Source organism: Halotalea alkalilenta DSM 17697 (assembly GCF_000621205.1).
Lineage (GTDB): Bacteria > Pseudomonadota > Gammaproteobacteria > Pseudomonadales > Halomonadaceae > Halotalea > Halotalea alkalilenta.
This window is the reverse complement of sequence record NZ_KK211234.1, coordinates 110428-123365: the sequence shown is the minus strand read 5'-3', so window position 1 is coordinate 123365 and position 12938 is coordinate 110428. Positions and strand designations below refer to the sequence as shown.

General features: G+C 65.7%; 8 protein-coding genes and 2 tRNA genes. 6 read left to right on the top strand and 4 right to left on the bottom strand.

Annotated features, from left to right (window positions below; translation table 11 throughout):
• Positions 1-154: 154 nt before the first annotated feature.
• The 3 genes from Q376_RS0119930 to Q376_RS0119920 all read right to left on the bottom strand — a co-directional run bounded on the left by Q376_RS0119930 (position 155) and on the right by Q376_RS0119920 (position 3684).
• Positions 155-2197 (bottom strand): TonB-dependent receptor family protein, encoded by a 2043-nt coding sequence (locus Q376_RS0119930; RefSeq protein ID WP_027351782.1) that lies wholly within the window; start codon positions 2195-2197, stop codon positions 155-157.
• An 84-nt stretch (positions 2198-2281) separates the two neighbouring features.
• On the bottom strand, positions 2282-3016 hold the full coding sequence (locus Q376_RS0119925; protein ID WP_027351781.1) for a hypothetical protein: 735 nt from the start codon (positions 3014-3016) through the stop codon (positions 2282-2284).
• The gene (locus Q376_RS0119920; RefSeq protein WP_342665990.1) at positions 3013-3684 is read right to left on the bottom strand and encodes a YecA/YgfB family protein; all 672 of its coding nucleotides are present in this window, start codon (positions 3682-3684) and stop codon (positions 3013-3015) included. Before Q376_RS0119920 ends, Q376_RS0119925 begins: the two co-directional genes overlap by 4 nt.
• Positions 3685-3740: 56 nt before the next feature.
• On the opposite strand from Q376_RS0119920, the gene Q376_RS23725 reads away from it, so the two are divergent.
• The 3 genes from Q376_RS23725 to Q376_RS0119905 all read left to right on the top strand — a co-directional run bounded on the left by Q376_RS23725 (position 3741) and on the right by Q376_RS0119905 (position 7460).
• Entirely contained in the window at positions 3741-4364 is a 624-nt protein-coding gene (locus Q376_RS23725) for a SprT family zinc-dependent metalloprotease (RefSeq protein WP_245599011.1), read from the top strand.
• Between the two features lie 110 nt (positions 4365-4474).
• A complete protein-coding gene (gene acs / locus Q376_RS0119910; protein WP_027351779.1) occupies positions 4475-6415 on the top strand; it encodes an acetate--CoA ligase in 1941 nt (646 codons plus the stop codon).
• A gap of 376 nt (positions 6416-6791) precedes the next feature.
• On the top strand, positions 6792-7460 hold the full coding sequence (locus Q376_RS0119905; protein ID WP_027351778.1) for a response regulator: 669 nt from the start codon (positions 6792-6794) through the stop codon (positions 7458-7460).
• A 91-nt stretch (positions 7461-7551) separates the two neighbouring features.
• On the opposite strand, the gene Q376_RS0119900 is transcribed toward Q376_RS0119905, so the two are convergent.
• Complete coding sequence (locus Q376_RS0119900) at positions 7552-11523, bottom strand: hybrid sensor histidine kinase/response regulator (protein WP_027351777.1); 3972 nt, start codon at positions 11521-11523, stop codon at positions 7552-7554.
• Between the two features lie 133 nt (positions 11524-11656).
• Here Q376_RS0119900 and ttcA point away from each other — a divergent pair, with 133 nt between their 5' ends.
• The 3 genes from ttcA to Q376_RS0119885 all read left to right on the top strand — a co-directional run bounded on the left by ttcA (position 11657) and on the right by Q376_RS0119885 (position 12937).
• Positions 11657-12667, top strand: a complete 1011-nt coding sequence (gene ttcA / locus Q376_RS23720; protein WP_081803675.1) for a tRNA 2-thiocytidine(32) synthetase TtcA — start codon at positions 11657-11659, stop codon at positions 12665-12667.
• Between the two features lie 73 nt (positions 12668-12740).
• A tRNA-Val gene (locus Q376_RS0119890) sits at positions 12741-12816 on the top strand.
• 44 nt (positions 12817-12860) lie between these two features.
• Positions 12861-12937, top strand: a tRNA-Asp gene (locus Q376_RS0119885).
• Position 12938: the final 1 nt, after the last annotated feature.

The following is a 12938-nucleotide window of genomic DNA, read 5'->3' as shown; positions in this document are numbered from 1 at the left end:
CATGGAGGCCCGTGTCGAACCACGGCCTCATCGCCGCCGATCGATCCCTCGACTGGCGCCCCCAATGCCGAGCTGGAGTTCGACCTTGGCGCGTATAGCGCCGCTCGGGACGAACGGGCTATGGGCCCGTTCGGCCAGGCGTTTGAGGCAGGGCTCAGAAGCCGAGTTCGACGCCGGCGTAGAGCGTGCGTCCGGCGGCGGGTTCGTAGTAGCGGCCGTTGGCGTCGTTGATCCGCACGTTGGCGTAGTAGTGCTCGTCGAACAGGTTGCGTAGTCCTGCGAATAGGGTCACTGCCTGTCCGCCGCCGAGGTGGAGGTCGCGGGCGCCGCGCAGGTTGAATACCCAGCTGTCATCGATGCTCACCTGGTTTGCGTTGTCGGCGTACATGCCGCTCAGGTGCTGGCTCTCGAGCGTCAGCCGTAGCGCTTCGGAGCGCCAGTTCAGCCGGCTGGACCAGATTCGCTCAGGGATGCCCGGCAGCCGGTTGCCGTTTCGTACCCCTTGGCCCGAGTCGCTGTCGAAGCGGGCGCGTCCGTAGGAGAAAGCGCTGTCGACGCTGAAGCCGGCGGGCAGCGGTGCGGAGAGCCCGAGTTCCACGCCTTCGCGCTTGGTGCGGCCGCTGTTGGCGTAGAAGGTCCGGCCCTGCTCGGTGTAGGCGACCAGTTCGTCCTTCGAGTGGATCGAGTAGAGCGCTAGATCGTAATGCACGCCGCCGTCGAAGTAGCCGCGCAGGCCGAGTTCGCGGTTGACCGCCTTCTGTGGCTCGATCCCTGAATTGAAGCCGGCATCGCCGTCGGGGCGGGCGAATTCGGTGAAGGTCGGGGTTTGGAAGGCGGTGCCGAGGGTCGCATAGGCGGCGTGGGTCGGTAGGTACTGCCAGGTCAGGCCGCTCGAGTAGCTCCATTGGTCGAAGCTGCGCCGGCCGCTGCCCTGGCCGCCGTCGCTGCGATCGTCGATCGAGAGCCGCACGTCGTCGTAGCGCAGTCCGGTGGAGAGCGTCCAGGTCCTCGACAGGCTCAGGTCGCCCTGGGCGAACAGCCCCAACGCGGTGGCGTCCTGCTGCTGGTCGTCGCTGAGCGCTCGGCTGTCGGAGTGCGGCGGTGAGTAGTAGCGATGGCGGTTGTCCTCCTGGCGCGAAAGGTCGCTGCCGAATACGTAGTGCAGCGGCAGCCCGGCGAGACTCGATCGGTTCGAGTAGCTTGCCTTGGCGCCATAGAAGTGGCGCACGAACTGCGGCACGTTGCCGGTGATGGCGGGCGAGGGGAGCTGCTGCTCGAAGTCGCGGCGACCGACCCAGCCGCTGACGTTGAGCTCGCCGCCGCCGAGGTCGAGATCCTGGTAGCCGAGGCCCAGGAGCTGCTGGGAGACCTCGAGGCGCGAGTCATAGGCGTAGGCGTTGGGCGCGGCCTGGCGGCGCCGGGTGCGGACTTCGTCCAGGGTCAGTCCGCCGGGGTCGTCGGCGCGCGGCATGTCGAGCAGGTTAACCAGGGCGGTTAGCGAGCGGGCATCATCGAAGCGGTAGCGCACCTTGCCATTGAACAGACGCTTCTCCACCGAGGCATGGTCGCGATAGCCGTCCTGGGTCAGCGAAGAGAAACCGAAGCTGTGGGACCAGTCGCCGTTCTCTCCCGAATGGCGGGCGTAGAGCTTTTGCATCCCATGGCTGCCGGCGGTGAGCCTCACTCGCGCGCCTGCATCGGGGTCGAGGCCGTCGGCGGTGGTGACGTCGAGCACGCCGCCCGCGGCGTTGCCGTAGAGCACCGAGGAGGGGCCGCGGATCACCTCGATCCGCTCGACGTCATCGAGGTCGATGGCGTCGATCTGGGACTGGCCGTCGGGCATGGTGAAGGGAATGCCATCGACGTTGACCGCGATACCTCGAATGCCGAAGGCGGCCCGGGCGCCGAAGCCGCGCATCGAGATGCGCTGGCCCTGGGCGAAGTTCTCGCCGTTGAGCAGCAGCACGCCGGGCACTCGGGTGAGCGACTCCTCGAGCTGGATGTTCGGCCCGGCCTCGCGCACCTGCGAACCCTCGACCACGCTGATCGCCGCGGGCGTGGTCAATAGCTCGCGAGTGAGGCGGGGCGCGGTGACTTCCAGAGGGGCCAGCCGCTCGACCGGCTGGGCGTGGGCGACCGGCCAGGCGCTGAGCGGTGCCGCGGCCGAGACCAGCAGCGGGACGAGGGTTCTTTTCATCGATGGGTTCCCTGCCTGCGTATCGTTATTTGATGACTTAATTGAGAATCTATCTCAATTGTGCTTGGCGTGGCCAACTACCGCCTAGGTCTGCGCGGGTGCTGTCCTCGCGCGAAGCTCGTTTTCGATCAGCGCTGCGAGCCGTTCGATCCACTCGGCGGTGGTGCCGCCAAGGTCGCTGTGGAGCGTGATGAAGGCATCGAGATCCAGCGGTTCGGCGAGCTCGAGCTGGCCTTCGGTGGCGCGCACTGGCAGCAGCGTCAGCGCTCGGTTGTCAGCCTCGCCCATCGCTGCGAGCCGCTGGCGCTGGAGGAAGGCGAGCAGCAGCGTGGGCAGCGGCGTGGTGGCGGCTTTACCAGCCTGGCCGAGGCGTAGCGCAATCGGGATGCGCTGCTCGAGCAGCATCAGCAGGTGGGCCTGCAGCAGCCGTGCATCGAGTGCATCGCCGGGAGCGATGATGAAGTCGCCTACCGAGCCGGGCTCCTTCGGTGCGAGGGCATAGCAGGGCAAGGGACGCCCCAGGCGCGCGAGCGCGGCATCGAGCGAGCGTCGTGCCGGCGCTTCGCTCGCCAGGATGAACAGCGCATCGGCATCGCGTCGGTCGAGCTCCTGCAGCCGTTCGAGCGCATGCCCGGTCCATTCGAGCCTGGGCGCGCGCGGGGCGAAGAGGCGCTGCAGCCAGCGACGTTCGCCGCCGGCCAGCAGCGCTTCGGCCCGGGCTCGACGTGCTGCGCCCTCGGCTTCGCCGCCCTCCTCGAACAGCGGATGGCCGCATAGCCGCGCTATCCAGCGACGACGATGCCGCGGTCCGGCATTCACCGGTTGCCGCCGCGCCGCCCCCGGGACTGCTTGCCGCCCTGCTTGGATGCACGGGCGACGGGCTCGGGCGGTGCGCGGTAGAGCAGGTAGAGATCGAGGCATAGTTCAGGCAGCTGGCGCGCCAGCCGGGTCGCCTCGCGGGGAGAATTGGCCAGCGCCGAGAGTTCCGGGTCCTCGTCCTCGAACAGGCCCGAGAGCGCCATGAACGGCAGCAGCAGCTGGGCGGCCTGCTCCTCGAGCGGCCCGAACCAGGCGCTTTCATCGAGGAACACGGTCTCCATGAACCCCGCGCACCAAGCGCCGACCGGGGTATCGAGGGGCTCTCCATCGACTTCGAGATCGAAGGGCAGCTCGGGCAGGTGACCATGCTCGAAGGCGTCGATGGCATTGGCGCGTAGCCGTTCGAGCAGGCCCAGCTGATGGTCGCGTTCAGCATCGTCGGCGAACGCCGGCTCGCCGTTGAACAGCACCGGTACCCAGGTGCCGGGATCTATCGGCGCGGGTGTGATCGCCAGTGCCACCAGGAATCCATGGGCTGCATAGAGCTCGAGCGCCTCCGGGTCGACCCGGTCGGACTCGAGGAAGGCATCCAGCTCTTCTAGGGCCTCATCCTCGAGCAGCGGCACCAGCTGGGCGCCTGCGTCGGGGGAGTGGGGGTCGGTCATCATGGCTTCTCCGTGGAAACGTTTGCGCGGTGACGCAATCAGGCTTCATTCTAGCAGTCATGAATCTCTCTCTGGACCCTTCCCTGTCGCCGATGGCGCCGCTTTTTGCCGCCGCCGACGACGCCTACCTCGCAGGGCTCGACAGCGCCGCTCTCATCGCGCTGGTCGAGCGCCAGGTAGCGCACTGCGTAGAGCACGCCCGCAAGCACTTTCCCCGTCTGCCGAGCCCGCTGGTATGGTGCGATCTGCGCGGCAAGAGCGCCGGGCAGGCGCACTTCGGCCGAGGCGGGGTGCGCTTCAATCCGATATTGCTCGCCGACCAGCCGCGTGCGTTTCTCAATGAGGTGGTGGCCCACGAAGTCGCCCATTGGGTGGTCCACCACGTCGTGCGGCGCCGAGTGGCGCCCCACGGGGTCGAGTGGCGCACCGTGATGGTCGGGCTCTACGGCCTGCCTCCCCGCACCACCCATCGTTTCGATACCAGCCGGTCGAGTCCCGCGCCTTATCTCTATCTGTGCGAATGCCGTGGCGCGGACCTGCAGCCGCGGATTCATCGGTTCAGCGAGCGCCGCCATCGGTTCGCGCTGCGTGGCGGGCGCTATCGCTGTCGCAGCTGCGGGGCATGGCTCTGCTACCACGGTCGTCAGGACAGCGACATATGGCGAATGGGCCAAGAGGCCTAGAACGTCTAGTCTGCTTGCCAGGAAGCCCTCGACTTTCGTTGCTCAGGCGAAAGCAGGGGGGCGGCGGCGATGTATCCGCCCCGATATCGGCTTGAGACAAGGAGACCGCCGTGGAGAAACGCGATATCTACCCCGTCGATGAAAAGACCGCCGAGCGCGCTTGGATCGATCGGACCCAGTACGAGCAGATGTATCGCCGCTCGATCGAGAGCCCGGACGCCTTCTGGGCCGACCAGCTCGACCAGCTCGACTGGGCGAGGCGGCCGACGAAGATGAACGAGTCGAGCTTCAAGCGCGACGAGGTGGTGATTCGCTGGTTCGCCGATGGCGAGCTCAACGCGGCTTACAACTGCATCGATCGCCATCTCGACCAGCGTGCAGACCAGGTGGCGATCCTCTGGGAGGGCGACGATCCGAGCGAGTCCAAGCGCATCACCTATCGCGAGCTGTACGCCGCGGTGGGGAGATTGGCCAACGGGCTCAAGTCGCTTGGGGTGAAGCGCGGGGACACCGTGACCCTGTACATGCCGATGATCCCCGAAGCCGCCTACGCGATGCTCGCCTGCGCGCGGATCGGCGCGGTGCACTCGGTGGTGTTCGGCGGTTTTTCTCCCGATGCGCTGGCTGGTCGAATCAAGGACTCGGGCTCGAAATTGGTGATCACCGCCGACCAATCGCTGCGCGGTGGCAAGCGGGTGCCGCTCAAGGACAATGTCGACGATGCGCTGACACGCGCCGGCACCGACTGCGTCGAGCGGGTGCTGGTGGTCCAGCGCGGCGGGGACCCGATCGACTGGCGGGAGAAGGATCTGTGGTACCACGAGCTGGTCGAGGGCCAGTCGAGCGAATGCGCGGTGGAGACGATGAATGCGGAGGACCCGCTGTTCATTCTCTACACCTCCGGTTCCACCGGCACGCCGAAAGGGCTCAAGCACACCACCGGCGGCTACCTGCTGTTTGCGGCGATGACCCACCGCTACGTGTTCGACTACCACGATGGCGATGTCTACTGGTGCGCCGCCGATGTCGGCTGGATCACCGGGCACACCTACATCGTCTATGGCCCGTTGGCCAACGGTGCGACGACCCTGATGTTCGAAGGGGTACCGAGCTACCCGGACCACGGCCGGCTGGGCGAGGTGATCGACAAGTACGGGGTCAACATTCTCTATACCTCGCCCACCATGGTGCGCGCGCTGATGGCTCATGGCGACCAGGTGCTCTCCTCCAGCCGGCGCGACAGCCTGCGCCTGCTCGGCTCGGTCGGCGAGCCGATCAACCCGGAGGCTTGGCACTGGTTCCACCGGGTGGTCGGCAATGGCCGCTGTCCGATCGTGGATACCTGGTGGCAGACCGAATCCGGCGGTCACCTGATCACCGCGCTGCCCGGCGCGATCGATCTCAAGCCGGGGTCGGCGACGCTGCCGTTCTTCGGCGTCGAGCCGGCGTTGCTCGATCCCGAGGGCCGCGAGCTCGAAGGTGCGGCATCCGGCAACCTGGTGATCAAGCGCAGCTGGCCCGGCCAGGCGAGGACCATCTGGGGAGATCACGAGCGTTTCGTCACTACCTACTTCTCGACCTATGAGGGTGTCTACGTCTCCGGTGATGGCTGCCGCCGGGACGAGGATGGTTACTATTGGATCACCGGCCGTATCGATGACGTGCTCAATGTCTCCGGCCATCGCCTCGGTACCGCCGAGATCGAATCCTCGCTGGTCGCGCACGAGGCGGTCGCCGAGGCGGCGGTGGTCGGCTATCCCCATGAGGTGAAAGGGCAGGGGATCTACGTCTACGTCACTTTGAACGATGACACGGCCCCCAGCGATGAGCTCAAGCGTGCGCTGATCGATTGGGTGCGTCGCGACATCGGCCCGATCGCCAAGCCCGACGTGATCCAGTGGGCGCCCGGGTTGCCGAAGACCCGCTCGGGCAAGATCATGCGCCGGATCCTGCGCAAGATCGCCGCGGGTGAGCTGGACGGGCTCGGTGACACCAGCACGCTGGCCGATCCAGGGGTGGTCGACGAATTGATCGACAGCCGTGGGCGCTGACGCTGGGTTCTGGCTCGGCGATGGCGGCACCGATCGTCATTCAATGCCTCCAGCGCATAGCGCGGAGGCGTTGTTTTACCCCATGCCTCATTACCGCTCAAAGCGTGCCGGAAATGGCCGAATTGCGAGTAAAGTCGTATGGTCTAAAGGTTCATATGCTGTAGTGTGCAGGATGGCGACTAAAGTAGAACCGTTAGGGGCTTTGATGCGGTATCGGCGTCTAAATGGGGTGTTCCGGTGCCTCTAGTCCATGTCGGATGAGGTGCGCGCCCGGTTCAATCGTCGCGGAAAAAGCAACGGCGACGAAAGCGCAGCGTATCAAGGGAAGGGTATGCCGCCGGCATGCCATTATCGCGAGGGTGTTGGAGGAAACCTCATGGCCTTAGCTCAGAAATTCATTGTCGCCGACGATCATCCGCTGTTCCGCGCCGCGCTGACTCAGGCGCTGGCGAACGTGGCGGAAAAGACCGAGATCGTCGAAGCGGATTCCATGGACGCCACGATGAGTGTGGTGACCCAGCATCTCGACGCCGACCTGATCCTGCTCGATCTGCACATGCCTGGTGCCCACGGTTTCTCCGGGCTGATCCAGCTGCGCGGTCAGGTTCCCGATATCCCGGTGGTGGTGGTTTCCGGTAGCGAGGAGGCCAGCGTCGTGCGTCGTGCGATCGATTACGGTGCCTCTGGGTTCATTCCCAAGTCGTCGTCGCTCGAAGTGATCGGCCAGGCGATCCGCGAGGTGCTGGATGGCGAGGTCTGGCTGCCGCCCTCGATGGCCAATGCGCTTGGAGAGAGCGACGAGGAGGAAACCCGCTTCGCCGAGGCGATCGCGTCGCTCACCCCTCAGCAGTTCCGGGTGCTCAACATGCTCAATGAGGGGCTTTTGAACAAACAGATCGCGTATGATCTCAACGTCTCTGAAGCGACGATCAAGGCGCACGTCACTGCCATCCTGCGCAAGCTCGGGGTCCATTCGCGCACCCAGGCTGTGATCGCCGCCCAGCGGCTGGAGATCGAACCGCAGAAGGTCGAAAAGGAGAGCTGATCCGCTTTTCTTCCCGCACGCTGTTTAGGAGCACACGCCGGTAGCCGCGAAAGCGGCTACCGGCGTGTTCGTTCGCCGACTCGGTAGCGGATCAGGACTGGCGTTGGGAGTTCCGCCGCGCTTGCAGTGAGCGAGTGAGCAGCGCGCGTAGCGCGGCGGGTTTGACCGGTTTGTTTAGCAGGTGATAGCCCGCGCGCCGTACCTCCTCGGCGACCTCTTCGGTGCGGTCGGCGGTGATCACGATGCCGGGCACCTCGTTGCTCATCCGCTCCGCCAGCGCCTCGAGCGCCATGAGCCCGGTGACCCCGTTGTCCAGATGGTAGTCGGCGAGGATCGCGTCGGGGTCGCCGTCGAGGTTGCGCAGCACCGACTTGGCACCGCCGATGGTGGTTGCCGTGTAGACCTCGCACTCCCAGCCTTCGAGGATCGCGCGCATGCCCTCCAGGGTCAGCGTTTCGTTGTCGATGCACAGTACCCGCGCGCCCTTGAGTTTGTTGCCGGCCGCCGCGCGGGCCTGCTGGGGCGTGCGCACCGGGGCCTGTTCGCCGCGCCGCCATGGCACGGTGAGCGAGAATACCGTGCCGCTCCCGACCCAGGAGCGCAGGCGCAGCGGGTGGTCGAGCACTCGCGCCATGCGATCGGCGATCGAAAGGCCCAGTCCCAGCCCCTTCTCGCTTTCGCGATGGCGAGACTGCTGATCCAAGCGGCGAAACTCCTGGAAGATCTCCACCTGCTTGGATTCGGGAATGCCGGGGCCGGTGTCCCAGACCTCGATCACGATTTCTCCGTCACGGCGACGGCAGCCGAGCAGCACGCGCCCGTCCTGGGTATAGCGCAAGGCGTTGGAGAGGAAGTTCTGGATGATCCGGCGCAGCATCTGCGGGTCGGAGTCGACCGTCGCATGGGTCATCACCACCTTCAGGTCGAGCCCGCGCTCCGCGGCCATCACTTCGAACTGCGCCTGCAGCGGACGAAGCACTTCATCGAGGCTGAACAGCTGGCGCTTGGGGGTCAGCGCGCCGGCATCGAGCTTGGAGATGTCGAGCAGCGTGCCGAGCAGCTCCTCCGCTGCCTGCAGCGAGTTGTCGATGTGGGTCAGCGTGCTCATGTGCTCGCTTTGGGCGAAGCGTTGCGACAGCGCCGAGGTGAAGAGCCTGGCGGCGTTGAGCGGCTGCAGCAGGTCATGGCTTGCAGCAGCGAGGAAGCGGGTCTTCGAGGCATTGGCGGTCTCGGCGATCTGCTTGGCCTGGCGCAGCGCCTGCTCGGCCTGGGCGCGCACCTGGTTCTCCTTGCGCAGCGCCTCGTTGAGCTGGGAGAGCTCGCGGGTACGTTCGCGTACCCGCTCCTCGAGGTGCTCGTTGGTCTCCTTGAGCGCGATCTCGGCCAGGCGGCGCTCGGTGATGTCCTGGTAGAGCGCGAAGAAGCCCAGCACCCGGCCGCCGACCCCGAAGTGCGGCGTATAGGTGGCGAGCATGTAGCGTACGCCACCCTCGGTATCGTCCATCGACAGCTCGTAGCTGACCCGCTCCCCGCCCAGCGCTCTCAGCATCCAGGGCGCACGGGTCTTCCAGTCGCGGGGGCTGATCACTTCCTCCGCGCGCTTGCCGATCGCATCGGTGCGATCGATCTGCATCACCGATTCATAGGCGCGGTTGGTGAACAGATAGTGGCAGTCGACGTCGAAGTAGGCGATCAGCGCCGGCACGTTGTCGGTGTAGATGCGGATGTTGCTCTCCGAGCGGATCAGCGCCTCCTCGGTGCGCTTTTGCTGGGTGATGTCCTGGTAGGTATAGACGAAGCCGCCGCTCGACATCGGGTTGCCCTGGATGTCGAGCACCGTGCCGTCCTTGCGATAGCGCTGGTAGTGGTGGGGCTGGCCCGAGCGCAGGTTGTCCATCAGCTGAGCGACGTGCTCCTCCGGGTCGCCCGGTCCGTATTCACCGTGCTGGGCGTTGTAGCGGAACACCTTCTCGAACGGGGTGCCGACCCGGATCAGGTTGTCGGGGAAGTTGAACATCTCCAGGTAGCGGCGGTTCCACACCACCAGCCGATAGCTGTGGTCGACCACGCTGATCCCTTGGTGCAGGTTCTCCACCGTCGACTGCAGCAGCGAGCGGTTGAACTCGAGCACTTGGGAGGCTTCGTCGACGATCGACACCACGTCGGAGATCTCGATCCCACGGCGCGACAGCGCCGAATTGATCACGATCCGCGCGGAGGAGGCGCCGATCGCCGAGGCGAGCAGGCGCTCGCTGAACTGGATGGTGTCGATCGACGCGCGCGTGCTGGCGGCCAGCGGTGTCTGCTGGCGCTGGGCGTATTCGTCGAAAGCGCGATCGACCTGATCGGCGCCGAGGAAGCGCTTGCACAGCGCCTTCAGGTCCTCGACCGAGGTGGTGCCCATCCACGGGCGGTTGACCGAGGGCTGCTGGCTGCCGGCGCTGTCGACGAACAGCGATGCCTGGATCCGCTCGACGATCCGCTGGGAGCTGACCTGGGAGCCGAAGATGTAGCAGAACAGGTTGAGCCCGATCGACAACATCACCCCCTGGCTGAGCGGATCGGCGAAGGAGAGCCCCAACGGCGTCAGCGGGTTGAGCAGGCCGATCCCGAACGGTCCCTCGGTGACCAGTCGTTCGGGGAACACCCCGGCCTGGACCAGGGTGGGCAGCAGCAGGGTATAGGCCCAGATCGCCAGGCCCGCGGTCATGCCGACGCTCACCCCGGTGCGGTTGCCGCGCTTCCAGTAGAGGCCGCCGAGCAGCGCCGGTGCCAGCTGGGCGAGCCCGGCCAGCGACAGCCAGCCGAGCGCGGCCAGCGAGCTCGAATCGGCCAGTAGCCGGTAGACCCCATAGGCCAGCGCGATCACCAGCACGATGATCAGTCGGCGTGCGCGCAGCAGCCAGCGGGTGTAGCCGCCGCGCGAGGGGTCGAACCAGCGCAGCCTCAGCAGCAGGGGGATGATCACCTCGTTGGAGATCATGATCGAGAGTGTGACGCTGGCCATGATCACCATCCCGCTCGCTGCCGAGAAGCCGCCGATGAAGGTCAAAAGCGCCAGCCATTCGCTGCCCATCGAGATCGGCAGGTGCAGCACGTAGGTGTCGGGATCGAGGCCGCTGGCGCCGTAGAGCGAAAGCCCGGCGGTGGCGAGCGGCATCACGAACAGCGCCGCCAGCACCATGTAGATCGGGAACAGCCAGCGGGCGCGGGCCCCATCGTCGCGGTGGGTGTACTCGACCACGGTGACGTGGAACTGGCGCGGCACGCAGAACACCGCGAGCATCGCCAGCACGGTCTGGACCCAGACCCCTTGGCCGAGCCCGGTGCCGAAGCGATGATCGAGATCGAGCGAGGCGGGCTGATCCGAAGCGGGGGGGAGGATATGGCCGGGGATGCCTTCGATGGTGTTGAACGCCACCCAGGTGACCATCACGCCGAGGATCAGGAACACCACCAGCTTGAGCAGCGACTCGAAGGCGATCGACTGGATCATGCCCTCGTGGTGCTCGGTGGCGTTGGTCTGGCGGGTGCCGAAGAGGATCGCGAACAGCGCCATCAACAGCGCCAGATAGAGCGCGGTATCGCCGAACATTGGTGCGCTGATGATGTCGTCGCGGCTGGTGAAGACGGTGAAGCTCATCGCCATCGCTTTGAGCTGCAGCGCGATGTAGGGCAGCGTCGTTACCAGTGCGGCGAGCCCGGTGAAGGCCGCCAGCGACTGCGACTTGCCATAGCGCGAAGCGATGAAGTCCGCCAGGGAGGTGACGTTCTGGCGCTTGGCGACCCGGATCATCTTGCTCAGGACCGGCCAGAACAGCAGGAAGGTGAGGATCGGGCCGAGGAAGATGGGCAGATAGCTGAAGCCGTAGATTGCCGCCTGTCCGACGCTGCCGTAGAAGGTCCAGGAGGTGCAGTAGACCGCGAGCGCCAGGCTGTATACCACCGGGCGGCGGCGTACCGGGCCGCTGAGCCGTGCGCGGCGGTCGCCGCTCCAGGCGATGGCGAAGAGAAGCGCTATGTAACCCAGCGAGATCGCGATCAGAAGCCAGCCTTGGAACATGTCACTCTCCTTCGTCCGTGGGCGGAGTCTAACAGGCCGGCGCAAAGCTGAAGCCCCCTGGCTGCTTCGCGAGCGTCGCAGGTGAATGCTATGATGCGCACTTTCCAGTCAGTCCTTCACGCACCGGATTCCCATGTCCAGATCAGCTACTGCCCCGGGCATCGAGCTCGCCCGGGACGCGGGCGTATCCCCGCGATCCGAGCTCTCCCCGAACGCTGCGCTCGACGACATCGATGACGTCTCGCCCGGCGCGCCGGACTTTGGTGACGGCATAGAGGCGGCAAAGCGCAAGCGCGAGTTCAACAAGCTGCAAAAGCGCCTGCGCCGGCAGGTCGGCAACGCGATCATCGACTATGGGATGATCGAGCAGGGCGACCGGGTGATGGTCTGCCTATCCGGAGGCAAGGACTCCTATACCATGCTGGAGGTGCTCAGGAGCCTCAAGCGCAATGCGCCGATCGAGTTCGAGCTGATCGCGGTCAATCTGGACCAGAAACAGCCTGGGTTCCCCGACTACGTCCTGCCCGAGTACCTCGAGCGCACCGGGCTGCGCTATCACATCGTCGAGCGTGACACCTACTCGATCGTCAAGGAGAAGGTGCCTGAGGGCAAGACCACCTGCGGGCTCTGCTCGCGCCTGCGGCGCGGCACCCTCTATGGCTTCGCCGAGGAGATCGGCGCGACCAAGATCGCCCTCGGCCACCATCGCGACGATATCCTCGAGACCCTGTTCCTCAACATGTTCTTCGCCGGCAGCCTGAAGGCGATGCCGCCGAAGCTGCTCTCCGACGACGGCCGGCACATCGTGATCCGCCCGCTCGCCTACGTCGCCGAAGCGGACATCGTCGAGTACGCCCAGGCGATGGGTTTCCCGATCATCCCCTGCAACCTTTGTGGCAGCCAGGAGAACCTCCAGCGCCAGAACGTCAAGGAGATGCTCAACGAGTGGGGGCGCAAGTATCCAGGGCGGATCGAGAGCATGTTCAAGGCGTTCACCAACGTCGCACCCTCCCAGCTCGGCGATCGCGAGCTGTTCGATTTCGCTGGGCTGGAGGCGGCCCGTGAAACCCGCCTGCGCGACCGTATCGAACTGCGTTCGCTGGATGTGGGCGACGACACCCTGCCATGGAAGGTCCAGCGCTGACCATAGCGGGAGCTTGCAGAAAAGCGTTTGACTTTCATGGGGGTATCGGTAGAATGCGTCGCCACATGACCTGGGGTGGTTAGCTCAGTTGGTAGAGCACCAGCCTTACAAGCTGGGGGTCACAGGTTCGAACCCTGTACCACCCACCATGTCACCTAGGTGGCGAGTCATGTAGTCAAGCGCAGCGCAATGCGGACCGGTAGTTCAGCTGGTTAGAATGCCGGCCTGTCACGCCGGAGGTCGCGGGTTCAAGTCCCGTCCGGTCCGCCAC